The sequence below is a fragment of the Sphingomonas sp. DC1600-2 genome (assembly GCF_049897605.1).
Taxonomy (GTDB): Bacteria; Pseudomonadota; Alphaproteobacteria; order Sphingomonadales; family Sphingomonadaceae; genus Sphingomonas.
Genome location: NZ_JAFCWO010000001.1, coordinates 492,273 through 514,858, shown reverse-complemented (window position 1 = coordinate 514,858; position 22,586 = coordinate 492,273). Strand labels below are relative to the sequence as shown.

The window sequence follows — 22,586 nt, the reverse complement described above, 5'->3', positions numbered from 1 at the left end:
AGCGACCTCATGGATCTCAAGACATCGTTGGCAGTATCGGCATCGGGTTTGCGCGCGCAGTCGCTGCGGATGCGGGTGATCGCGGAAAATCTCGCCAACCAGGACTCGGTCGCGCGCACCGCCGGTGGCGATCCCTATCGTCGGCGGGTCGTCAGCTTTCAGGCCGAAGTCGACCGGGCCAATGGCGGCACCGCCGTCAAGATTTCCAGTGTCGACGCCGACAAGACCGCCTTCACCAAGGTCTACATGCCCGGCAGCCCGGCCGCCGACGCGCAAGGCTATGTCCTGAAACCCAACGTCAATCCCCTGCTCGAGGCCGCCGACATGAAGGACGCGCAGCGGTCCTACGAAGCCGACCTCAACGCCATCGAAGCGGCCAAGAACCTGACGATGCGCACCATCGATTTGCTGAAATAAGGAAGAGCGACAATGTCCATCGGATCTCTCGACGCGACCTCGGCTTATGGCCGTACCCTTGGCCTTGGCAGCCCGCTCAAGACCGGCTCGACCAAGGAAACCGCGCCCGGCGCATCGGGCGGCTTTGGCGGCATGGTAGAGGCGATGATCACCGACACCTCGACGCAATTGCGCGCCGCCGAAAGCGCCTCGGCCAAGCAAGTCGCGGGCAAGGGCGACCTGATCGACGTGGTGACCGCGATCGGATCGGCCGAAACCGCGCTCGACACCATGGTCGCGGTGCGCGATCGCGTCGTGAACGCCTATTCCGACATCATGCGCATGCAGATCTGAGGCGCACGCCAATGGATGCGCTCGCCGCGATGGAGCTTGCCCGCGCTTCCTTGATTCTGGTGATGACGATCGTCGGACCGCTGCTGATCACCTCGTTGATCGTCGGCGTCGCGATCGGCCTGTTGCAGGCGCTGACCCAGATCCAGGAAATGACGCTGACCTTCGTCCCCAAGATCATCGCCATGGGCGTGGTGATGCTGCTGTGCCTGCCGATGATCGGCGGCGCACTGTCCGATTTCATGGCGCGGATCAGCAGCATGATCATCGCCGGTTAACGGAGTGCCAGCCGCCCTCGCCCCGCCATCGTTCGACCTGTCGCATCTCGATGTGCAGGCGACTGCATTCCTGATTCTGTTTGCGCGCGTCGGCACGGTGTTGATGCTGCTGCCGGTCTTCTCCGAGGATGCGGTGCCCGGGCGGATTCGCTTGCTGATCGCGCTGGGCATGAGCATCGGCCTGTGGGGCGTGCTGGCACCGTTGATGCGCACGGCGGCCGCCGCAGGCGGGGCGCTGCCGGCGGTACTGCTGGCAGAACTGATCACCGGGCTCGCCATCGGCGCGCTGGTCAAGATCGTGTTCAGCGCGGTGTCGATGGCGGGATCGATCATCAGCTCGCAAATCGGCCTGTCATCGGCGCTGCTCTATGATGCCTCGCAAGGCGGCCAGGCGGCGTTGCTGTCCAAGTTCGTGACCGTCGCCGCTGCCGTGGTGTGCATGTCGTTGCACGTCCATCATCTCTGGATCGGCGCGATCGTCGAATCCTATCGCACCTTCCCGATCGGCGGCATGCCACCGGCGCATGATTTCCTGCGCGCCGCGCTTGACGCGGTGGCACGCGCGATGACCTTGGGCATCGGCTTGTCGGCACCTTTGCTGGTCTACGGCATCGTGTTCAACGTGGCGCTCGGCCTGTCGACGCGGATAGCGCCTGCGATCCAGCTCTTCTTCATCGTCCAGCCGCTCAACATCCTGCTCGGCCTGGCGGTGATGGCGATGACGCTGGGCGGACTGCTGACCGGCTTCGCGCAGGCGATGGCCGCCTATATGCAGACAAGCTGGAACTAAAGCGTGGCCGACAACGACCAGAAAACCTTCGATCCCACCGAAAAGAAGCTCGCCGACGCGCGTGCCAAGGGCGACATGCCGTCGTCGCCCGAGATGAAGCACGCGGCCATGTTCGCCGCCGCCATCGTCGTGGTCGGCGGTATGGGCACCTATACGGTGCAACAGCTCGGCGTCATCTTCGTGCGGTTGTGGGGCGGCGCGGACGATTATCTGTTCAATCCGCAAGGGGCCGAAAATTTCGCAATCGGTCTTCTCGGTGCGGTCGGCCTGGCGGTGGCACCGTTGCTGGGCGTGTTGTTCGTGTTCGCGCTGCTTGGCGGTGTGTTGCAGGGGCGACCAAGCTTCGCGCTCGCCCGGCTCAAGCCGCAATGGTCGAAGCTCAACCCGTTTTCGGGCCTAGGCCGCATGTTCGGCCCGCGCGCGCTGATCGAGTTCGGCAAGACGCTCGCCAAAATGACCGGCGTTATCGTGATTGCGACCAATGTCATCTGGCCCAAGATTGTCGGCCTGGACCAGTTGGTCGGTGCCGATCCGGCTGCGGTCACCGCCGCCGCAGTCGGGGTCGTGCTCGCCATGATCAAGGCGGTGGCGATCCTGGTCGCCGCGCTCGCCATTTTCGATTTCGTCTATCAGCGCTGGTCGTTCACCAACCGCATGAAAATGTCGCTGCAGGAGATTAAGGACGAGCATAAGGAACAGGATGGCGACCCGCTGATCAAGAGCAAGATCCGCGCGATCCAGATGCAGCGCGCGCGCAGCCGGATGATGTCCGCCGTGCCCGATGCCAGCGTGATCATAACCAATCCGACCCATTATGCGGTTGCGCTGAAATATGATCACGGCGCTATGGCCGCGCCGATTGTGGTGGCCAAGGGCGTCGACGCGATCGCCGCCAAGATCCGCGAGATCGCGACCGCCAATGGCGTGCCGATCGTCGAGAATGTCGCGCTCGCGCGCGCGCTCTACGCCAGCGCGGAACTGGATCGCCCGATCCCGACCGAGCATTTTGCCGCAGTCGCCGAAATCATCAGCTACGTTTTGCGCCTCGCCCGCGGGCGCTGAGCCTTACACCTCGATGTCGTGCTTCGCCAGTTCGACGCGAACGCGGACGTCAATGTCGTGGAAGATCTGCGCCAGCACCGGATCTTCGGGTTGCTCGGTCGTTTGCGCCCACTCGACGATCTCGCGCAAGCGCGTCGGTGCCGCAACACCGACCAGCAACTCCTGGTGCAGCCGCTCGAGCATGTCGAGGCCACGGCTCGCGTCGCGGGCAATCCGGCGGCGGCGCTCGATCGGCGCTTCGTTCATCGCCAGCGTAACCAGCATTTCAACGCTTGGCATCGCCGGCGCGGTCGGTGCGGGGGTCGGTGCCTGCACGGCGTGGGGATGCAATTCCTGCGCGGCGAACTGCGCCGCCGCCTTGGGCAACGCGCCCAAGAGCAGGGTCCGTGTCACCGGCACTGTCAGGGCATCGATCCGCACCGAAACTTACACCTCCAGACCGTCATCGGCCATACCTATCCTATAAGAGATTCATGAGATCTTTTCCACGAATTCGCCGCTTTATCCGACAAGGGCTGCGCGCGTCCGCGACGCTTGCGGTTGTGCTCGGTTGCGTCTCGCCCGGCATCGCGCGAACGCGGATCAAGGATATCGTCAATGTCGAGAATGTCCGGCCCAACCAACTGGTCGGATATGGCCTCGTCGTCGGCCTGGCCGGCACCGGCGACCGGATGCGCAATTCGCCCTTCACCGAGGAATCGATGCAGGCGATGCTCGAACGCATGGGCGTCAACATCCGTGGGTCGGACATGAAGACGCAGAACGTGGCGGCCGTGTCGATCACCGCGTCGATGCCGCCCTTTTCGCGCACTGGCTCCAGCATCGACGTGCAAGTTGCGGCGCTTGGCGATGCTTCGAGCCTGCAGGGCGGCACGCTGATCGCTTCGTCGCTGCGCGCGCTTGATGGGGAAATCTACGCCGTCGCACAGGGCCCGGTGGCAGTTTCGGGCTTCAAGGCGCAAGGGGCCGCCGCCAGCATCAGCCGCGGTGTTTCCACCTCGGCACGGATCGCCGGCGGCGCGATCGTCGAGCGCGAGGTGCCGTTTGCGCTACGCACCGCGACCAGTCTGAAGCTCGCACTGAAAAACCCCGACTTTACGACGGCGCAGCGAATCGTGACCGCGATCAACGGCCGTTTCTCGGGGACGGCCGAGATGCTCGACCCCGCCACCGTCGAAATCGCGCCGCGCGGAGGCTTTCAGGGTTCGGTCGTCGATCTGATGACACAGATCGAGACGATCGACGTCGATGTCGATCAGCCGGCGCGGATCGTCATCAACGAAGCGTCCGGCACCGTCGTAATGGGCGCGGACGTACGGATAAGCTCGGTCGCGGTGGCGCAGGGTGGGCTGACCATCAGCGTCACCGAAACTCCGCAAGTGTCGCAGCCGGGTCCGCTTTCCAGCGGCCAGACGACGGTCGTCCCGCGCACGCAGGTATCGGTCAACGACGGTAACGACGCCCATCTCGCGCTGATCGGCGGAGGCGCATCGCTCAAGACGCTGGTCAGCGGGTTGAACGCGCTCGGCGTTTCCCCTCGTGACCTCATCACCATTTTGCAGGCGGTGAAGAGTGCAGGCGCGCTCCAGGCCGACATTGAGGTCCAATGACGATCGAAATCCCGACTCCTGCTGCGACCGTCGGCGCGGCACCCGCCAAGGCCGCAACGCCCGCGCAAAAGGCCACCGCCCAGTCCTTTGAGGCGGTGTTCCTCGGACAGATGACGCAATTGATGTTCGAAAGCGTGCAGACCGGCGAGTTTTCCGGGGGGCATGGCGAGGAAATGTTTCGCGGTGTTCTCGCTGAAAAGCTCGGGACTGCAATTGCCCAAAAGGGCGGCGTCGGCCTTGCCCCGGCGGTGCTCGCTCAAATTCTAAAAATGCAGGAAAATGCTGACAATGGACGATGACCTGATCGATCTTGTGACGTCGCTCTCGCACTTGATGGAGCAGGAGAGCGAGGCGCTGACCCGAAGCGGCCGCTTGCAGGGCTTGGCAGAACTCGTCGCGGCGAAATTGCGGTTGGCTGGACAAATCGAGGCCGAAGTTACGAAGCGGGAGCGCGAAACTCCCGATTGGGCCGATGCCCTGTCCGAGGAACAGCGTGCCGAAATGGCGCTTGTCTTCGGGCATTTACGCGACGCCTCGATCGTCAACGCGCAGATTTTGGAGCGGCAGATCGCGTTTTCGAGCGACTTGATGCGCGCGATCGCAGCAGAAGCACAGCGCGCTACGGGAAAACGAAGTTCTACCTATGGCGCGTCAGGCGACATGATGCGGATCGACTTGCCCGCGCCGATCTCGATCAACGCACGCCTCTAGCGCAATTTCCGAGCGGGGTCGGTCTGTCGACACCGCAAGACCGACTCACATCCCGATCTTCGCGCGTACGTTCGAACACGCGTTTTGTTTCCACGATGTGACCGGATAAATTGTATAAAAGCGACATCCAACCAAGGCTCCTCGAAAAATTCGGGCCAAATCGGCCAATTTTCATACTATAAGACGATGCCAACGCGGCATTCGCCGCTTTTTATTGTTATAAAACCGTGGCATCCGGGATCGCAGAGAGGAAATATCGATGCGATCCAGCAGCGCCTTACGGTTATATGACAACGGTATCATTCCTTCGAATGATGATGGCGTTAGTCCTTATCTGGGACTCTTGGCGGATTGCGCCGCACGAATTCTTTGCGCCTCCGATACGTCGTCGATGCTGAACGCCCTTTTTGAGTCAGTCCGCGTCAAGCTGAACCTGAGTGTGTATTTCTGCTATCGTTACGATGGCAGGAATGGCCTCATCCTCGAAGAACATGGCGGCCTGACCCCGACGCAAAGCGGAGCGGCTTCCCATCTTGCCCTCGGTCAAGGTCCGTGCGGGCTGGTGGCTGCGGATCGCGCGCCGCATGTTTTCAATCGGGTTCGCGGCTCAAAGGACGCGCGGCTCGCTTATGCCCGCGCAATCGGGCTCGCCGCTTATGTCGGGACGCCGCTGATGCAGGGTGATACCTTGCTTGGCACCCTCGGCTTTGGCCGCAAGGCGACGATGCCATTCAGTCGCGCCGAAGTGCAGTTCCTGCGTGCAATCTGCAGCTTCGTCGCCATCGCCAAAAACCGTCTGCGTACCGAGCTGACCCTGTGGGAGACGACCTGTGCTCGCGATGCGCTTGCCGTCGAACAAACGCGGCTCGTCGATCGCATCGCCACTTTATCGCGCTTGTCGGATACATCCGCTGTCGCTTCAACGCTTGCCCATGAAATGACGCAGCCGCTCACCGCCGCCGCAAACTATATCGCCTCCGCCGAAATGGCGCTCGGCGGGCTGGGAGACGCCGACATCCTGCGTCGCCTCGTACAGGCCCGGACCCAGATTACCCGATCGGCTCAGATCATCGCCAAGGCACGCCAATTGGTCGAAACCGGAACGGTCGCGAACGAGCATGCCAACCTTTGTGAAGTGCTGTCGGACTCGCTCGAACTTGCGCTCGCCGATCACGATGGTGCCGCGCCCGCGATGATTTATGATATCGACCCCAGCGTCACCGCGCTCGTCGGAGACGGTGTGCAGATCACCCAGGTGATGACGAATTTGCTGCGTAACGCGGCGACCGCTTTGCGCGGCGTCGCGTCACCGACCATTACCGTTTCCTGTCGCCGGACACAGGACGGCACGGTTGAGATCGGCGTAATCGACAATGGTCCCGGCTTCGATCCGGAGGCCGATAGTGCGCGTTTCCATCAGCGGGCGACCTCAACCACAGGCGGTCTAGGCATCGGCTTATCGGTATGCCGAGCCATCGTAGCTGCGCATCACGGTACGATCCGCGCCGAAAACACCGCCCAGGGCGGCGCGGCAGTCTACTTCACGCTGCCGGGCCAATGAAAGCAGCCCAGATCCCCCCTTCAGGGATTGCCATGCTGTCATAATTGTGCGGCATAGCGTCCGAAGGAGATGGTCGCATGCGCACTTCACGAACCGGACGAACGTTGGCCGCGCTGGCCGCAATGCTGGCGGGTGTCGCGCTGACTGCCGGAGCGCCAGCTGACCCGTTACAGGTTGATCGCGTCGTCCTGATGATGCGGCACGGCATCCGCCCGCCCACCAAAGCACAGCCGATGCCGATCGGTACCGCCGCCGCCGCTTGGCCGACTTGGAGCGTCAAGCCCGGTTGGTTGACCGAACACGGTGCCAGCGCGATCGTGGCGGTGGCCGATTTCGACCGGATTGGCTTTATTAAAGCGGGGCTGCTGCCCTTGACCGACTGCCCCACCCGCATCGCGCTCCTTGCCGACAGCGACCAACGCACCATCGCGACCGCAGCAAGCTATGCCAAGGGCGTCGCCCCTGGCTGCTCCCTCACCATAGAACATCGTCCGCAGGACGAGCCCGATCCGATGTTCAACCCAATCGAGAGCGGGCAGGCCCCGCTTGACCCTGCGCGCGCCGCCGCCGCCATCGACGCGGCGGTGGGACCGCGCGGGATCGCCACGACCGAGCGCGGCATGAAACCGCTGCTGATTCGCCTGGACCGCGTGTTGTGCGGATCCGCGACCGCGACTTGCGGCGTGGCGCGCGAGCCGACCACCATCCGCCCGGCTACGGCCACCTCACGGCCCAAGCTCGGCGGCGCACTCGACCGTGCGTCGACCGCAGCGCAGATTCTCCTGTTGGAATATGCGGAAGGCAAACCGGCAAACGAAGTCGGCTGGGGCCGCGCCACCGCTTCCGACATCGCGGCTTTCGGAGCCTTCCATGCGCTCGAATTCCGGCTGCTGGCGCGACCACCTTATATCGCGACGCGCAATCTGGCCGGTCTGTCGCCGCGCATCGCGACCTGGCTTACCGATGAAGCCCCCACCGCCCCGAAAGTGGCGTTGATTGCTGGTCACGATACGAACGTCGCCAATCTTGCCGGAGTGCTAGGCCTGCACTGGAACGTCCCCGGGATTGCAGCGGATGATCCCGTACCAGGTGGGGCCATCCAATTGGAACGGCTGACCGACGGCAAGGGCAACCATTATGTCCGCGCCAGCTATCGCGCCCAATCGCTGTCCGAGTTGCGCGCGGCGACGGCCAAGACACCCTATCACAAAGTATTACCAATTGCGGGCTGCAAGGCACGCGGCATCGATGGCCTGTGCACGCTGTCCGATTTTCTGGCAAAGCTTCGTGGTTAACGTGTATCCGTAACGCGGACGCGCTCGTGATGACGAATGACCTCGTCGATGATGAAGCGGAGGAACTTCTCGCTGAAATCGGGATCGAGATTCGCATCATGGGCAAGGCCTCGCAACCGCGCGATCTGTGCTTCTTCACGACCCGGATCGGCAGGCGGCAAACCAGCCTCGGCCTTATAGCGACCGACCGCCTGCGTGGTCTTGAAGCGTTCGGCGAGCAAAAAGACGAGGGCGGCATCGATATTGTCGATGCTCTGGCGGTATCCGTTCAGCGTTTCGTCGGTCACCGTCCACTCCTCATCGCGCGTCAGCGCTCTTTTGCGTGCGCTGGCGGCTTGGCGCAACCCGAGAAAGACTTGCCTTTAGCGCGCCACGCCGCCACATCGCAGCGCAGATGAGCGCCACCATTCTCCGCATTGACCCTTCGCGTGCCCAGCCCTCGCTGGAGCCCATGGTGCAACTCGTCGCGGGTGACCTGAATCTGGTCAACGCGGTGATCCTGTCGCGGATGCAGTCGGAAATCCCGCTGATCCCGGAACTTGCCGGTCATCTCATCGCGGGCGGCGGCAAACGTATGCGCCCGATGCTGACGCTCGCGAGCGCGCGCTTGCTGGGCTATCTCGGCTCGCGCCACCACCGGTTGGCCGCCGCTGTCGAGTTCATTCACACCGCCACGCTGCTGCACGACGATGTCGTCGACGGGTCGGATCTGCGCCGGGGAAAGCGCACCGCCAATCTGATCTGGGGCAACCCCGCCAGCGTTTTGGTCGGCGACTTCCTGTTCAGCCGCTCGTTCGAGCTGATGGTGGAAGACGGCTCGCTCAAGGTGCTGTCGATCCTGGCGGGCGCGAGCGCGATCATCGCCGAGGGCGAAGTCAACCAGCTTACCGCCGCGCGCCGAGTCGACATCCCCGAGGAACGCTATCTCGATATCATCGGTGCAAAGACCGCCGCCTTGTTCGCTGCGGCGTGCCGGGTCGCGGCGGTGGTGGCGGAGCGCCCCGAGGCGGAAGAACTCGCGCTCGACGCTTATGGCCGCAATCTCGGCATCGCGTTCCAACTGGTCGATGACGCAATCGATTACGTGTCCGACGCAGGCACGATGGGCAAAGACGCGGGCGACGATTTTCGCGAAGGCAAGGCGACGCTCCCCGTCATCCTTGCTTATGCCCGCGGCGGTGCCGAAGACCGGGCGTTCTGGAAGGCGGCAATCGAGGGCCATCGTAACCGCGACGAGGATTTCGTGCGAGCGATCGATCTGGTGCGCTCGACCCACGCAGTTGACGACACGCTGGCGCGCGCGCGGCATTACGGGCAACGCGCGATCGACGCGCTCGGCATCTTTGGCAATGGCAAAGCCAAGGATGCGATGGTCGAAGCCGTCGAGTTCGCGATCGCACGCGCCTATTGAGCGTCAGTCACGGCGATTCGGCTCCGTTGTCGCCGATCCGCATTTGTCGCACCGCCTCCTTTCCGGTACCTTCAGTGCCGGACTGCAGGAGCGTCGGAGATGTTCGTCGATTTCCAAAATGGCTGGCCGCCGCCTGAGCGCTGGGAAGCCAAGCCCGCACCGACGCCAAACCCGCGTCGGGAAAGCATCGCAGCGTGGATTATCGGTTTCAACCTGGTGATGCTGTTGGTCGGCCCGCTGGCGGGCGTCACGCTGTTTGATGCCATAACGGCGGCATGGCGGCATTGACCGTCGGAGACGTCTAGCAGCCACGCACCTCGGCATCGCCTGCTTCAGCGCCGGACAATTCCACCTGCAACGTCGCATGGCCGATGCCGAAACGGCCCTTGAGCATAGCGCGCGTCGTATCCAGGAAGGCGTCGCCCGGATGGCCCGCCGGTATCACCAGATGCGCGGTCAGCACGGTCTCAGTCGTGCTCATCGGCCAGATATGAACGTGGTGGACACGCGCGACGCCTGGCAGCGCGCGCAGTGCGTCCCACACCTTGTCCGAATCGATGCTGCGCGGCACCGCCGCCAGCGCCATCTCGACCGATTCGCGCAGCAGGCCCCAGGTTTGCAGGAAAATCAGCACCGCGATGACGATGCTGACCACAGGATCGATCCAGGTCAGCCCGGTCCACCAGATTACCAGCCCCGACACGACCACCCCGGCCGATACCATCGCATCGCTCGCCATGTGGAGATAGGCACCGCGAATGTTGATATCGCCCTCACGACCGCGCAGGAACAGCAGCGCGGTCGCACCATTGACCAGGATCCCGGCTCCGGCGACCCACGCCACCGTCGGCCCGTCCACCGGCGCGGGCATCGCCAGCCGCTGCACCGCCTCGAGCAGGATCGCGCCGAGCGCGACCAACAATAGCAGTGCGTTGAGCAAGGCCGCCAGAATGGTCGAGCCCTTCAGCCCATAGGTGAAGCGCTTCGATGCCGCGCGCCGTCCTAGGGCAATTGCCGCCCACGCCGCGCACAGGCCGAGCACATCGGAAAGGTTATGCCCGGCATCCGCCAACAGCGCGACCGAGCCCGCGATCAGGCCAAACGCCGCCTCGCCGACGACAAAGGCGAGGTTCAGCCCGATACCGATCGCGAACGCGCGATCGTGACCCGCCACCGGCGCGTGGCTGTGGCCGTGGCCGTGCGAATGCCCGTGATGATCGCCGTGCCCGTGGGAATGGCTATGCCCCGCCATGTCGGTCTCCAATGTCCTAGCGCGGGCCTAGCATTTCAAATCCGTGAGATACTAGGACGCCGCACATGACAATTACGTCACGACGCGGTGGTTCCAAAACCGGCGCAAGGCGGTAGGAGCGAGGCGTGACGTCCACCCTCCCCATCCACGTCGTCCTGCCCGACCTGCTCCGCCACTTGCGAGACGCCCCCAACGCCGTGCTGGTCGCGCCGCCTGGGGCGGGCAAGACCACCGCCGTCGCGCCCGCATTGCTGGACGAGCCATGGTGCAGCGGCGAAATCCTGCTGCTCTCCCCCCGTCGCCTCGCCGCGCGCGCCGCGGCCGAGCGGATGGCCGCCACTGCCGGTGAAAATGTCGGCCAGACCTTCGGCTATGCCACGCGGATGGATACAAAGCGCTCGGCGGCGACGCGCGTCACGGTGGTGACCGAGGGCATCTTCGTCGCGCGCATCCAGAACGATCCCGAACTCGCCGGGGTCTCCGCCGTGCTGTTCGACGAAGTCCATGAACGCAGCCTCGACAGCGATTTCGGCCTGGCGCTTGCGCTGGACGCGCAAAGCGCTTTGCGGCCCGATCTGCGGCTGGTGGCAATGTCGGCAACGCTCGACGGCGCACGCTTTTCCGGCCTGATGGAGGGTGCCCCCATCCTCGAAAGCGCCGGGCGGATGCACCCGCTGAGCTTGCGCCACCTCGGTCGCGCCGCCGAAGCGCGGATCGAGGATTCGGTCGCCGCCGCGATCCGGCTGGCGCTGCGCGAGGAGACCGGCGGCATCCTCGCCTTCCTGCCCGGCGTCGCCGAGATCGAACGCACCGCCGAGCGGCTGGAGGGGCTCGGCCCCGATATCCTGCTCCACCGCCTGCATGGCAGCCTCGACCCCGCCGCACAGCGCGCCGCGATCGCGCCCGATCCGCAAAGGCAGCGCAAGATCGTGCTGGCGACATCGATCGCCGAGACCAGCCTGACGCTCGACGGCATTTCGATCGTGGTCGATTCCGGCCTCGCGCGCCGCCCGCGTTATGATCGCGCGGCGGGGATGACGCGGCTGGTGACCGAACGCGCCAGCCAGGCCGCCGTCACCCAGCGTGCCGGCCGCGCCGCGCGCCAGCAGCCCGGCATCGCCTATCGCCTGTGGGAGGAAGCCGCGACCGCTGGCCTGCCGCGCTTCGATCCGCCCGAAATCCTCGAGGCAGACCTCTCGGCGCTAACGCTCGACTGCGCCTTGTGGGGAGTCGCCGATCCGCGCGTGCTGCGCTGGCTCGATCCCCCGCCCGAAGCCGCCGTGCAGGAAGCCCGCACGCGCTTGCACACCCTGCAGGCGCTCGATGCCGATGGCCGCCCGACCCCGCACGGCCACGCCATCGCCCGCCTGCCACTGGCCCCGCGCCTCGGCCATATGCTGGTGCGTGCGGGCGAACTCGGGCTGGCGGAAGTCGCAGCGGAGATTGCCGTGCTGCTCGGCGAACGCGGGCTTGGCGGCAACGATGTCGACCTGGAATCCCGCCGCCGCCGCTGGCGCACCGAACGCGGCGCGCGCGCGGAAGCCGGGCGCAAGCTGGCGAAGCGGTGGACGAATCTCGCTCCCCTCCCGCTTGCGGGAGGGGCTGGGGGAGGGAATGAAACCCCCGCCGCTCGCCCCGCATCCCCTCCCCCGGCCCCTCCCGCAAGCGGGAGGGGAGGCGAAGCCACCGCCATCGCGCTCGCTTTCCCCGATCGTATCGCGCGCCGCCGCGACGGCTCGGGCGAGACCTGGGCCTCGGTCGGCGGACGCGGCTTCAAGCTCGATCCGACCAGCGCGCTCGCCCGCGAGGAATGGCTGGCGGTCGCCGAAACCCAGGGCATGGCCTCGGGCGCGCGCATCCTTTCCGCCGCCGCAATCGACTTGCCGACGATCGAGGCGCTGTTCGGCGAGTCGATCGCGATCCACCGCACCGTCACCTTCGATCCCGCGACGGGCGGCGTGCAGACCACACGCGAGCGCCGCCTCGGCGCGCTGCGCCTTTCGAGCGGCCCCGATGCGCAAGCCGATCCAGACGCGATCACCGCTGCCTTGCTGGCGGGCATCCACGCCCACGGCCTCGCGCAATTGCCGTGGAGCGACGCCGCGCTCGCGCTGCGCCACCGCGCTGCCTTCGCGCAGGACCATGGCGGCGCAGAGCTCGCGCTCGACGACGCCGCCCTGCTCGCCCGCGCCGACGAATGGCTCACGCCCTTGCTCGTCGGCAAACGGCGGCTCGATGCGATCGACTCGGGTGCGCTGACCGATGCACTCCGCGCGCTGATCGGCTGGGACGCGCTCAAGACGATCGACCGCCTTGCCCCCACCCATTTCACCAGCCCTGCGGGCAGCAGCCATCCGATCGATTATGACGCCGAGGGCGGCCCGCGCGTCGACTTGCGCCCCCAGGCATTGTTCGGCCTCGCCACGCACCCGATGATTGCGGGCGGGCGCGTTCCGCTGGTGCTCAGCCTCACCTCGCCCGCTGGTCGCCCGATCCAGACCACGCGCGATTTGCCGGGCTTCTGGGCGGGCAGCTGGGCGGCCATCGCCAAGGAAATGCGCGGCCGCTATCCCCGCCATCCCTGGCCCGATGACCCTGCATCGGCCAATGCAACGCTGCGCACAAAAAACGCAGATGCGCGCGCGAAAGAAGCACGGTAAGGAAGCGCCATGTCGATCGCCCGAATCTATCAGCGCCCGAAGAATTCCATGTCGTCGGGCCGCGCACGCACCAGCATCTGGATGCTGGACTTCGCCCCCGCCGAGGCCAAGCTGCCCGATCCGCTCACCGGCTGGGCCGGCTCGGGCGATACGCGCGACCAGCTCCGCCTCACCTTCCCGACGCAGGAAGCGGCGATCGCTTATGCCGAGCGCGAAGGGCTGGCCTTCACCGTGCTTCCCGCACCGGAACGCACGCTGAAGCTGCAAAGCTACGCCGACAACTTCCGCTAAGAGCCGGGCGCGGCGCGGCGGTTATCCCGCCAGCATTCCCGCGCCCAGCAGCAGCAACATCTTCACGTCGATCGCCACGCCCTCGGCGCGCTTGGCGGCGACCACGCTCGCAATCTCCGCGACCGGCACGCGCAGCACGGTGATATTCTCGCCCTCGACCCCGCCGCCATCGGTAACACGCTCCAGCCCGGTCGCGCGCACCAGCGTGAACCCTTCGGACACCATGCCGGGCGAGGAGTGGAAAAAGCCCAGTGACTCGATTTTAGCGGGTCGATAGCCGGTTTCCTCCTCCAGTTCGCGCGCGGCAGAGGCTTCAACGCTCTCACCTTCGTCCTCATCGCCGACCAGGCCCGCCGGCAGCTCAAGGCAGCGCCGCCCGAGCGGCACGCGATATTGCTCGACCAGCAGGACATGCCCGTCCTCAACCGCCAGGATCACCGCCGCCTGGATCCCGCGTGCGCGCGACACATATTCCCAGGTCCCGTCCTTCACGACCTTGATGTACTTGCCTTCCCAGACAATTTCCGCACTCATAGTTCGATCAGCCTGTCCGGGAGCTCGTTTCGGTCGTCCGCCGTTTTCGGGAAAGTTTCCGCGAGGATCGCGCCAATCCGCTCGACTGCCGCCGCCATGCCAGCACCCGGCTTGCCAGCGCGGGTTTCGGCGACCAACGCCGCCATCGCATCGCCCCAGCGCTCGGCCGGGACGGCGCGGTGGATCGCTTCATCAGCGACGATCTCGGCCATGCGCTCATCGCGCGAGAGATAGAGCAGGATGCCGACGCGCGCGGTGGTGCGGCGCTCGGCCCCGACCTTGAAATATTGGATTGCCCGCCGCCGCACCCGCCGCGCGCGTGTCGCCTTGGGCACCAGCGCCATCCGTAGCGGCATATAGGCAAGCGCAAACCGCACGATCAAAAAGACCAAGGCTTGCGCCGCCAGGATTACGCCCAACAGCAAGCGCGGATCGGGCGCATCGTCCCACCCGGCGGTGAAGCCGCTCAGCCATGTCTCGATCGCGAGCGGGTTGATCGCCGCCAGCGCGAGCACGATCAGCATCGCCGCAATCGCATAATGCAGCGCCGCATCGTGGTAACTGTCCGAACGCTCAGTCACGATCGTGACGATCTCGCCATCGGTGCCCGTCTCGGCGCGCGCCACCGCGGCCAGCACCTGCGCATGGTCGTCGCGCGTCAGCCGTGCCGTTCCCGCCATCACCAATCCCCCGAAGCGCCACCGCCGCCGAAATCGCCGCCGCCGCCCCCGGTAAAGCCGCCGCCGCCCCAGCTTCCGTCCGAGCCGCCACCGCCACTCGATCCACCGCCGCCGCCGAAGCCGCCAAAACCACCGCCGGAGCCACCACCCCAGCCGCCGCCCCAACCACTGCCCCAGCCGCTACCGAGCCCAGAGCCCCACAGCACCGCCGGAGCGACGCCGCTGCGATATTCCTGCCCGCGCCGACCGCGCCGCAAGCTCGACAGCACGATGAAGCCGATCACGAACAGGATCATGATCACGCCAAACGGAATGCCGCCGCCACTGCCTGCACGGCTGCGCTGATGCACTTTGTCGAACTTCGCCGCCGCCGCGTCGACATTGGCCTTGGCCTCTTCGGGCGAGGCGCGCAGTTGCGCGATCACCGCATCGGTGCCTGCTTCCATCGCCCCGGCAATGTCGCCCGATTGCGTCAGCTTGGGCATCATTTTTTCTCGGATCATCGTGCCCGCGAATGCATCGGTCAGGATCGGCTCGAGGCTGTATCCCACTACCAGCCGTGGCCCACGGTGCCCCTTGGGCGCATTGGGCGCGATGAACAGGATCGCGCCGTTATTGGCACCCTTGAGGCCGACGCCCCATGCCCGGCCAAGCCCAACTCCATATTCTACGATCTCCTGACCCTGCAGGTCCGGAATTGTCGCGACCACCAATTGCCGCTTGGTGTCCTTCTGCAGCGCTTCCAATTTGGCGGTCAGATCGGCCTTGGTCGCGGGCGGCAAAACGTTGGCGGCATCCACCACCAGCCCGGTGAATTTGGGATAGGTCTGCGCTGTCGCCGGGGTAACCCCCAGTAGCAGCGCAACCAGCATCGCGAGCATTGCCTGAATCAGGCGCATCGGCATGGGGCCTCCGGCCCGGTACTTAGTTGGTGTTGCCGAAATTGACCGTCGGCGCCACGTCCGCCCCCGGCGTCGTCGCCTTGAACGGCACCAGCGGCTTGGCCCCGTAAAACACCTTCGCGCCAATCGCGTCGGGGAAGGTGCGGATCGTCGTATTATACGCCTGCACCGCTTCGTTATAATCGTGGCGTGCGGTCGAGATGCGGTTTTCTGTGCCCTCGAGCTGGTCCATCAACGTCTTGTAATTGTCCTGGCTCTTCAGCTCGGGATAGGCCTCCTGCAGCCGCTGCAGCGACAAGGTGACACCCGCCTGCGCCTTTTCATAAGCGGCAACCTTGGCCGGATCGTTCAGATCCGCGCTGGAAACCTTGACCTGCGATGCCGAGGCACGCGCCTGCGTCACTTCAACCAGGATCGCTTTTTCCTGCGCGCCCGCCGCCTTCACCGTCGACACCAAATTGGGGATCAGGTCAGCACGGCGCTGATAGTAATTTTCCACATCGGCCCATTTCGCCTTGGCGTTCTCTTCCGCCGTCGGCACGCTGTTCAGCCCGCAACCGGCCAGCGCGAATGCGCCGACGAATGCGATCAGAGTGCGATACTTCATGGTGTTCATCCCTCCAGGCCTTGCGCGGCCCTGATAGCCCGGTAGCATGGCCGCGAGAAACGAAATCGGATTGGGAGGCTCCATGTTCAAGGAGTTCAAGGCATTCATCGCGCGCGGCAACGTGCTGGACCTAGCGATTGCGGTCATCATCGGCGGGGCGTTCGGCAAGATCGTGACGTCGCTGACCGACGACGTCATCATGCCGGTGATCGGCAAAATTTTCGGCGGGCTCGATTTTTCCAGCTATTTCGTGGTGCTCGGCAAGGTGCCCCCGGCGCTCGCCGGATCGTCGGATTATGCCGCGCTGAAAAAGGCCGGCGTGCCGCTGTTCGGCTATGGCGCGTTCGTCACGGCGGCGGTCAATTTCGTGATCGTCGCCTTCATCATCTTCCTGCTGGTGCGCGCGGTGAACCGGCTGATGCCCAAGCCACCGGAAACGCCCGCCGAGCCGGTCGAACCTGCCGACATCACGCTGCTGCGCGAAATTCGCGACGCATTGCAGCGGCGCTGAGGGGTTCTTCTTAAGTCCGATTACCCAAATTCCGTTCGGGCTGAGCCTGTCGAAGCCCTGCTCTACCGAGGCGCAGCGATCGCGGACGGAGGGGCCCTTCGACAGGCTCAGGGCGAACGGGGAATGGGGCGAAGGTCTCAGGCCGCGACCAGATCCTCGGCGACCGAATCCGCCAGACTCGTGCCATCCAGGATCCGCGCGGTCTCGTCGCGCACGCGCATCATCGCGTGGCGGATCGCGCAGCTCGCTTCGTCCTTGCAATCCTTGCAACTGCGATAGGCGGTGCGGCTGACGCACGGCACCAGCGCCAGCGGCCCCTCGATCACGCGGATGATCTCGCCCAGCGAAATCAAATGCGACGGGCGCGACAGGCAGTAACCGCCCATCTTGCCGCGGTGGCTGTGCAGGAAACCGGCCTCGCGCAGATCGGCGAGGATCAGCTCGAGGAACTTGCGCGGGACATTGGCCTCGGCGGCGATCCGGTTCATCGGGATCGGCGGGCCCCCCGGGGGGGCTTCAGCCAGGAACATCATCGCGCGAAGCGCGTAGCGGGAACGTTGCGTCAACATGATACTATAGCCCATGCACCCGATTTATGGCGAGTGAAAGGCGCTCTTTTCATTATCGCACGGATGCCTATATGGGAATTGCCGGGTTCGCCCGGCTATGGCGATAAAGTGCAGCGTAGACTAGATGCAGCGGACCCGGGGGCAGTACCCGGCGACTCCACCAAAACCCCTCTTGCCGGAGGGGCTCTGACGGGGTCGAACCAGGATCGACGTGTGTTGAAAGGCGCTGTTTTTGCCCGGGCTGAGTAACCTGTAAAAGGCTCAAAACCACAAGTGCTAACGATAACGAAGCACTCGCGATTGCGGCGTAACTAAAGGCCTAACGGCCTAGGTTACCCCAAAAGAACGCGGTTCGGGCTGCACCGGGCAACAGAAGCAGACACCGGCGGTCCGGGGAGTACCGAGCAACAGAAACTCCCCACCCTTTCCCGTCGCGGCTATCAGGGTGTTGCATGGCCGATTCCGCCGACACCCCACCCCAGCGCAAGATCATCCATATCGACATGGATGCCTTCTTCGCGTCGGTCGAACAACGCGATGACCCCGCCTTGCGTGGACTACCCGTCGCGGTCGGCGGGTCCCGCGCGCGCGGCGTGGTCGCCGCCGCCAGTTATGAAGCGCGCGCCTTCGGGGTGCGCTCGGCCATGCCCTCGGTCACCGCCCTTCGCCGCTGTCCCGATCTTGTGTTCGTGCCGCCCCGCTTCGAGGCCTATCGCGCGGTGTCGGCGCAGATCCGCGCGATTTTCGAGGACTATACCGATCTGGTCGAACCGCTCTCGCTCGACGAAGCCTATCTCGACGTGACCGAGGACCGCCATGGCCTGGGCTCCGCGCGCGCCATCGCCGAGCAGATCCGCGCCCGCATCAAGGCCGAAACCGGCCTCACCGCCTCGGCCGGGGTCAGCTACAACAAGTTCATCGCCAAGCTCGCCTCCGACCAGAACAAGCCGGACGGGATCTGCGTCATCGCGCCCCGCCACGGCGCGGCGTTCGTCGCAAGTCTGCCGGTCAAGCGCTTCCACGGCGTCGGCCCGGTCACGGCGGGGCGCATGACCGCGCTCGGCATCGAAACCGGTGCTGACTTGCGCGAACGCCCGCTTGCCTTCCTCCACGCGCATTTCGGCAGCTATGGCGACTATCTTTACGGTGCCGCACGCGGGGTCGATCACCGCCCGGTGCGCAGCGAGCGGCCGAGCAAATCGGTCGGGGCAGAGCGCACCTTCGAAACCGACCTGTCCGCGCCGGGCGACCTCCACGCAGCGCTCGATCGCGTCGGCGAAGCCGCCTGGGTGCGGATCGACCGCCACAGCGCGCGCGGTCGCACCGTGACGCTGAAACTGCGCTTCTCCGATTTCCGCACGATCACCCGCGCGCGCTCGCTCAGCGGCGTAGTCGACCGCGACGCCTTTTTCGCGATCGGCCACGCCTTGCTCGATGCGCGTCTGCCGCTGCCGCTCGGTGTGCGGCTATTGGGGCTGACGCTGTCGGGCATGGTCGAAGGCGATAGCGAGGCGGTCCAGGCGACCTTGCCCCTATAACCGCCGTCAGGCGCCCCGCTCCCCCGCCCGCCGCAAATCCTCGACGAAGCGCGCATATTCCAGTGCGGCCGCGTCGCGGTCGGGCAAGCGCAGCAAATAGCTAGGATGCACCGTAATCCACGCCTCGCCGCCATCGGGCAGCGCCAGCGCCCGCCCGCGCTCCTTGCGGATCGTCACCACCCGCCCGAGCAAGCTGCGCGCCGCGGTCGCGCCCAAGGCCACCGTCACCTTGGGCCGAACCAGCAAGCGCTCCTGCTCGATCCACCAGCGACACGCGCTGATCTCCCCCGCATCGGGCTTCATATGGATGCGCCGCTTGCCGCGCTGCTCGAACTTGAAATGCTTGACCGCGTTGGTGACGTACACCCCCGCCCGATCGATCCCCGCCTCGGCCAGCGCGCGGTCGAACATCTGCCCGGCCGGGCCGACAAAGGGCTGCCCCGCCAGATCCTCCTGGTCGCCCGGTTGCTCGCCGACGAACATCAGCGCCGCATCGACCGGCCCCTCGCCGAACACCGTCTGCGTCGCGGGCTGGTAGAGCGGGCAGCGCGTGCAGCCCGCCGCCTCCTCGCGCAACGCCGCCCATGCCGCCTGGGCATTCCCGCCAATCTCGCTCTTCGCTTTGGCGATCATCCCGCTCTCCCGCGCCTGTGCGCTGGCGATCAACCCCGGCACCAACGCCGTCTCGGGCATGTTCTTCCAATATTTGCGCGGCATTTCCTTCAGCATCGCGCCGATCTTCACGCGCGCCGGGTTGAAGATCGCGGCATAATAGGTCTTCCACACCTCCTCGATCGGGTCGCCCTCGGGCGCATCACGCTTGGTCGCGCCCGGCCCTTCGGCCAGCGTCTCGCCGTCCCAATGCAAGGACAGCTCGGGCGTCAGGATCGACCAGTGCATGCTCGCGAAACGATCGAGGAAGAAACCGGCATTGGCGCGCACGATATGATGCTCGGGCTCGAACCACGCGACGAAGCGCGGAGCGCCATCCTCGTCGACTTCGCGAAAGCCCAGGAACGCGCGCATCTTGTGAATGTCCTTGCGCACTTCGCGCGCAAATCCCTCCAGCCGCCGCACCAATGGATCCGCCCGATCCTCGATCGCCCCTGGCTGGCGGCGCAAGCGCAGCAGCACTGTATAAAGCAGAGCAAAGCGTTCGGCGTCGCGGTGCAAAACAACGCTGCGCGCGAGCGCCATGAAGGCCGCGGGCACGGTGAAGGCCGGTTGCGTCGGCACCGGTGGCGGCGTGCCCGCCAGCGCGAACAGATCGTCCGCCGCTCCGCCCACTTGCCACACCACGTCCTCGGGCGGCACGCCCGCCCCCGCCAGCCCGCGCGCCGCATCGCGCCAGCCATCCAGATCGTCGGGTTCGGCCAAAGTGACGACGTGCATCGTGTCTCCCCTCAGGCCGTAAACAACTCCAGTTGCTCGGTTTTGGGTGCAATTTGCGGGCGCAGATCGGCGCGGTCGCTCAGCGCCACCGGGCGCCAATCCTCGGTAATCAGGAACGGCCGCAGCTTGGCGATCGACACCGTCAGCCGCGCGACATCGGCCAGCCGCAGCCGCCGCCAGCGCCGCGCCGACAGGATCGCGGCAACCGCTTTCACTCCCAGCCCCGGCACCCGCAGCAGCGCCTCGCGCGGCGCGCGGTTGACGTCGACCGGAAAGGATCCGCGAAATTTGAGCGCCCAGGCGAGCTTGGGGTCGATGTCGAGCGGCAGCATTCCCGTCGTCGCGTCGGTCGCCGCCACCACATCGCCGGGGGTATAGTCATAAAAGCGCATCAGCCAGTCCGATTGATACAGGCGATGTTCGCGCATCAGCGGCGGACGCTGCAGCGGCAACACCGCGCTCGCATCAGGGATCGGGCTGAACGCCGAATAATAGACCCGCCGCAAGCCGAACCGGTCATACAGCGAGGACGCCCGCGTCACGATGTCGCCATCGGTCGCGGCATCCGCCCCCACGATCATTTGCGTGGATTGCCCGGCAGGCGCAAAGCGCGGCGCCGATTTGAAGCGCTTGCGGGCGTCGCCGGTGTCGGCAATCGCCAGCTTGGTCCCCGCCATCGCCCCTTCGATCCGCGCCGCCGATTTCTCGGGCGCAAGCCGCGTCAGCCCGGCCAGCGTCGGCAATTCGACATTGATCGACAGGCGATCGGCATGGAGCCCGGCCTGATGCACCAGGTCGGGGTCGGCATCGGGAATGGTCTTGAGGTGGATATAGCCTCGAAAATCATGATCCTCACGCAAGCTGCGCGCCACTTCGACCATCTGCTCCATCGTGTAGTTGGACGAGCCGATGATGCCCGAGGACAGGAACAGCCCCTCGATATAGTTGCGCCGATAGAAAGACAGTGTCAGCCGCACGACCTCCGCTGCGGTGAAGCGCGCACGGCGCACGTTCGAGCTTTTGCGATTGATGCAATAATGGCAGTCGAAGATGCAGCTGTTGGTCAGCAGAATCTTGAGCAGCGAAATGCAGCGGCCATCGGGCGCATAAGCATGGCAAATGCCCATACCCTGGTCGGTCGAGCCCAGCCCCTTGCCATCGCGCGACGAGCGCTTGACCGAGCCCGAGGATGCGCAGGACGCATCATATTTCGCGGCATCCGCCAGGATCGCGAGCTTTTGTTGAACATCGAGCTGGGCCATATGTTCTTCATATGTTCACATCACAATCGGCGCAAGCGGCGCTGTTCGTCATTCGGGTCAGTGGTCCGTCAGCAGCCCCGCCATCTTCTCAAAGGTCACATCGGTTTTGGAGCCGAACAGCCGCATCGGCTTGCCCTCGTCGCATTCCACCTGCGCGACAATGCGAATCCAACGCCGCGTCGGGCCCACGGTGATTTCGGCGTCCAGGGTGAAGCCGGAGCGATCCCGGATGGCCGCCATACGGCGACATTCGAGCGAGATGCGGGATCCCGGTGTATAGCGCGCCGTCGCAGCGTGGCGATCGACTCGGCTGCCGCGCGGGGCTCCAAACAAATCGTAGACGCCATCGCTCCAGGTCAGCTGCTCGGTCGCGAGATCGCACGACCACAGCCCAGCCGAGACCGAAGCCGGAACGTCGGTGAAGCGGCCGCCGACCGCATGGGACACTGCTGGAATGATGTTCATGCAAACCCCTTTCCGATTGCGGTGCAACCCCGTGCTTGCCGGACAATGGTTAAGCTGAGGTTTTGAAAGGCCCTACTAGTTTCGCAGATGCAACCCGCAGGCGGTTAAAACGTTACGCCCACACAAAGATCAAAAGGGACCGACATCATGCGTTCACTGTTTCTCAGCCTCGCCGCCGCTTCGCTCGTCGTTCCGGTGACGATGGCCCTCCCGGTCGATAAGGCCGAAGCGCGCAAGCATCGCTACTATGGCAAAACCAGCCGTCATTATCGCTGCCATCGCTCGTCGGGCACGACTGGCCTGATCGCGGGCGGTGCCGGTGGCGCGCTGGTCGGCAATGCGCTCGGCGGCGGTGTGCTCGGCACGGTGGCTGGCGGCGTCGGCGGTGCCTTGCTCGGCAAGCATCTCGACAAGAAGCACGACGCGGCCCAGAACCGCCGCAACGGCTGCTGATCCGT

General features: G+C 65.2%; 28 protein-coding genes and 1 other RNA gene. 18 read left to right on the top strand and 11 right to left on the bottom strand.

Going from position 1 to position 22,586, the window contains the following annotated elements:
- Nucleotides 1-9: 9 nt before the first annotated feature.
- Genes flgC through flhB form a run of 5 tightly spaced genes read left to right on the top strand, consistent with a single transcriptional unit; the run spans nt 10 to nt 2,877 of the window.
- Complete coding sequence (gene flgC, locus ACP7BL_RS02440; RefSeq protein ID WP_033963734.1) at nt 10-417, top strand: flagellar basal body rod protein FlgC; 408 nt, start codon at nt 10-12, stop codon at nt 415-417.
- 12 nt (nt 418-429) lie between these two features.
- Entirely contained in the window at nt 430-750 is a 321-nt protein-coding gene (gene fliE / locus ACP7BL_RS02435; protein WP_010404689.1) for a flagellar hook-basal body complex protein FliE, read from the top strand.
- 11 nt (nt 751-761) lie between these two features.
- Nucleotides 762-1,025 (top strand): flagellar biosynthetic protein FliQ, encoded by a 264-nt coding sequence (locus ACP7BL_RS02430; RefSeq protein ID WP_010404691.1) that lies wholly within the window; start codon nt 762-764, stop codon nt 1,023-1,025.
- 4 nt (nt 1,026-1,029) lie between these two features.
- On the top strand, nt 1,030-1,815 hold the full coding sequence (gene fliR, locus ACP7BL_RS02425; RefSeq protein ID WP_426257528.1) for a flagellar biosynthetic protein FliR: 786 nt from the start codon (nt 1,030-1,032) through the stop codon (nt 1,813-1,815).
- 3 nt (nt 1,816-1,818) lie between these two features.
- Nucleotides 1,819-2,877, top strand: a complete 1,059-nt coding sequence (flhB, locus tag ACP7BL_RS02420) for a flagellar biosynthesis protein FlhB (RefSeq protein ID WP_126848239.1) — start codon at nt 1,819-1,821, stop codon at nt 2,875-2,877.
- 3 nt (nt 2,878-2,880) lie between these two features.
- On the opposite strand, the gene ACP7BL_RS02415 is transcribed toward flhB, so the two are convergent.
- Nucleotides 2,881-3,297, bottom strand: coding sequence for a flagellar assembly protein FliX (locus tag ACP7BL_RS02415; protein WP_033963634.1), 417 nt, complete (start codon nt 3,295-3,297; stop codon nt 2,881-2,883).
- A gap of 53 nt (nt 3,298-3,350) precedes the next feature.
- Between ACP7BL_RS02415 and ACP7BL_RS02410 the strand changes: the two genes are divergently transcribed.
- From ACP7BL_RS02410 to ACP7BL_RS02390, 5 genes are all read left to right on the top strand, one after another.
- On the top strand, nt 3,351-4,487 hold the full coding sequence (locus ACP7BL_RS02410; protein ID WP_033963633.1) for a flagellar basal body P-ring protein FlgI: 1,137 nt from the start codon (nt 3,351-3,353) through the stop codon (nt 4,485-4,487).
- A complete protein-coding gene (locus ACP7BL_RS02405) occupies nt 4,484-4,786 on the top strand; it encodes a rod-binding protein (RefSeq protein WP_126848234.1) in 303 nt (100 codons plus the stop codon). The genes ACP7BL_RS02410 and ACP7BL_RS02405 overlap by 4 nt, the downstream gene beginning before the upstream one ends.
- Nucleotides 4,776-5,198, top strand: a complete 423-nt coding sequence (locus ACP7BL_RS02400; RefSeq protein WP_126848232.1) for a flagellar protein FlgN — start codon at nt 4,776-4,778, stop codon at nt 5,196-5,198. The genes ACP7BL_RS02405 and ACP7BL_RS02400 overlap by 11 nt, the downstream gene beginning before the upstream one ends.
- Before the next feature lie 259 nt (nt 5,199-5,457).
- Nucleotides 5,458-6,759, top strand: coding sequence for a sensor histidine kinase (locus ACP7BL_RS02395; protein WP_426257527.1), 1,302 nt, complete (start codon nt 5,458-5,460; stop codon nt 6,757-6,759).
- A gap of 77 nt (nt 6,760-6,836) precedes the next feature.
- Nucleotides 6,837-8,054 carry a histidine-type phosphatase gene (locus ACP7BL_RS02390; RefSeq protein WP_426257526.1) on the top strand — a complete coding sequence of 406 codons (1,218 nt, stop codon included), beginning with the start codon at nt 6,837-6,839 and terminating at the stop codon, nt 8,052-8,054.
- Here the strand turns inward: ACP7BL_RS02390 and ACP7BL_RS02385 are convergent.
- Nucleotides 8,051-8,341 carry a chorismate mutase gene (locus ACP7BL_RS02385; RefSeq protein WP_081988603.1) on the bottom strand — a complete coding sequence of 97 codons (291 nt, stop codon included), beginning with the start codon at nt 8,339-8,341 and terminating at the stop codon, nt 8,051-8,053. The two genes, ACP7BL_RS02390 and ACP7BL_RS02385, sit on opposite strands and share 4 nt — an antisense overlap.
- Nucleotides 8,342-8,448: 107 nt before the next feature.
- Here ACP7BL_RS02385 and ACP7BL_RS02380 point away from each other — a divergent pair, with 107 nt between their 5' ends.
- Both ACP7BL_RS02380 and ACP7BL_RS02375 read left to right on the top strand, forming a co-directional pair.
- Nucleotides 8,449-9,465, top strand: coding sequence for a polyprenyl synthetase family protein (locus tag ACP7BL_RS02380; RefSeq protein WP_426257525.1), 1,017 nt, complete (start codon nt 8,449-8,451; stop codon nt 9,463-9,465).
- A 99-nt stretch (nt 9,466-9,564) separates the two neighbouring features.
- Complete coding sequence (locus ACP7BL_RS02375; RefSeq protein ID WP_341202819.1) at nt 9,565-9,753, top strand: hypothetical protein; 189 nt, start codon at nt 9,565-9,567, stop codon at nt 9,751-9,753.
- A 13-nt stretch (nt 9,754-9,766) separates the two neighbouring features.
- Here the strand turns inward: ACP7BL_RS02375 and ACP7BL_RS02370 are convergent, their stop codons facing one another.
- Nucleotides 9,767-10,717: a cation diffusion facilitator family transporter gene (locus tag ACP7BL_RS02370; protein ID WP_137903190.1), complete on the bottom strand. Its 951-nt coding sequence runs from the start codon at nt 10,715-10,717 to the stop codon at nt 9,767-9,769.
- Nucleotides 10,718-10,842: 125 nt separating this feature from the next.
- On the opposite strand from ACP7BL_RS02370, the gene hrpB reads away from it, so the two are divergent.
- Nucleotides 10,843-13,377 (top strand): ATP-dependent helicase HrpB, encoded by a 2,535-nt coding sequence (hrpB, locus tag ACP7BL_RS02365; protein WP_426257524.1) that lies wholly within the window; start codon nt 10,843-10,845, stop codon nt 13,375-13,377.
- A gap of 9 nt (nt 13,378-13,386) precedes the next feature.
- On the top strand, nt 13,387-13,668 hold the full coding sequence (locus ACP7BL_RS02360) for an ETC complex I subunit (protein ID WP_339561356.1): 282 nt from the start codon (nt 13,387-13,389) through the stop codon (nt 13,666-13,668).
- Between the two features lie 21 nt (nt 13,669-13,689).
- On the opposite strand, the gene ACP7BL_RS02355 is transcribed toward ACP7BL_RS02360, so the two are convergent.
- Genes ACP7BL_RS02355 through ACP7BL_RS02340 form a run of 4 tightly spaced genes read right to left on the bottom strand, consistent with a single transcriptional unit; the run spans nt 13,690 to nt 16,391 of the window.
- Complete coding sequence (locus ACP7BL_RS02355) at nt 13,690-14,202, bottom strand: NUDIX hydrolase (RefSeq protein WP_426257523.1); 513 nt, start codon at nt 14,200-14,202, stop codon at nt 13,690-13,692.
- Complete coding sequence (locus ACP7BL_RS02350; RefSeq protein WP_426257522.1) at nt 14,199-14,882, bottom strand: TPM domain-containing protein; 684 nt, start codon at nt 14,880-14,882, stop codon at nt 14,199-14,201. The genes ACP7BL_RS02355 and ACP7BL_RS02350 overlap by 4 nt, the downstream gene beginning before the upstream one ends.
- Nucleotides 14,882-15,787 (bottom strand): TPM domain-containing protein, encoded by a 906-nt coding sequence (locus ACP7BL_RS02345; protein ID WP_426257521.1) that lies wholly within the window; start codon nt 15,785-15,787, stop codon nt 14,882-14,884. The genes ACP7BL_RS02350 and ACP7BL_RS02345 overlap by 1 nt, the downstream gene beginning before the upstream one ends.
- Before the next feature lie 19 nt (nt 15,788-15,806).
- Nucleotides 15,807-16,391 (bottom strand): LemA family protein, encoded by a 585-nt coding sequence (locus tag ACP7BL_RS02340; protein ID WP_426257520.1) that lies wholly within the window; start codon nt 16,389-16,391, stop codon nt 15,807-15,809.
- 82 nt (nt 16,392-16,473) lie between these two features.
- Between ACP7BL_RS02340 and mscL the strand changes: the two genes are divergently transcribed.
- Nucleotides 16,474-16,902: a large conductance mechanosensitive channel protein MscL gene (gene mscL, locus ACP7BL_RS02335; protein WP_426257519.1), complete on the top strand. Its 429-nt coding sequence runs from the start codon at nt 16,474-16,476 to the stop codon at nt 16,900-16,902.
- A 137-nt stretch (nt 16,903-17,039) separates the two neighbouring features.
- On the opposite strand, the gene ACP7BL_RS02330 is transcribed toward mscL, so the two are convergent.
- A complete protein-coding gene (locus tag ACP7BL_RS02330) occupies nt 17,040-17,471 on the bottom strand; it encodes an RrF2 family transcriptional regulator (RefSeq protein ID WP_426257518.1) in 432 nt (143 codons plus the stop codon).
- A gap of 42 nt (nt 17,472-17,513) precedes the next feature.
- Here ACP7BL_RS02330 and ssrA point away from each other — a divergent pair.
- Nucleotides 17,514-17,855: a transfer-messenger RNA gene (ssrA, locus tag ACP7BL_RS02325) on the top strand.
- Nucleotides 17,856-17,923: 68 nt separating this feature from the next.
- A complete protein-coding gene (gene dinB, locus ACP7BL_RS02320) occupies nt 17,924-19,009 on the top strand; it encodes a DNA polymerase IV (RefSeq protein WP_426257517.1) in 1,086 nt (361 codons plus the stop codon).
- Nucleotides 19,010-19,015: 6 nt separating this feature from the next.
- Here dinB and ACP7BL_RS02315 read toward each other — a convergent pair whose 3' ends face one another.
- The 3 genes from ACP7BL_RS02315 to ACP7BL_RS02305 are packed head-to-tail and all read right to left on the bottom strand — an operon-like array spanning nt 19,016 to nt 22,128.
- On the bottom strand, nt 19,016-20,401 hold the full coding sequence (locus tag ACP7BL_RS02315) for a UdgX family uracil-DNA binding protein (protein WP_426257516.1): 1,386 nt from the start codon (nt 20,399-20,401) through the stop codon (nt 19,016-19,018).
- Between the two features lie 11 nt (nt 20,402-20,412).
- Nucleotides 20,413-21,663, bottom strand: coding sequence for a putative DNA modification/repair radical SAM protein (locus ACP7BL_RS02310; RefSeq protein WP_426257515.1), 1,251 nt, complete (start codon nt 21,661-21,663; stop codon nt 20,413-20,415).
- A gap of 57 nt (nt 21,664-21,720) precedes the next feature.
- Complete coding sequence (locus tag ACP7BL_RS02305; protein WP_426257514.1) at nt 21,721-22,128, bottom strand: hypothetical protein; 408 nt, start codon at nt 22,126-22,128, stop codon at nt 21,721-21,723.
- A 147-nt stretch (nt 22,129-22,275) separates the two neighbouring features.
- Between ACP7BL_RS02305 and ACP7BL_RS02300 the strand changes: the two genes are divergently transcribed.
- Nucleotides 22,276-22,581: a hypothetical protein gene (locus ACP7BL_RS02300; RefSeq protein ID WP_010404751.1), complete on the top strand. Its 306-nt coding sequence runs from the start codon at nt 22,276-22,278 to the stop codon at nt 22,579-22,581.
- The last annotated feature ends 5 nt before the right edge of the window (nt 22,582-22,586 follow it).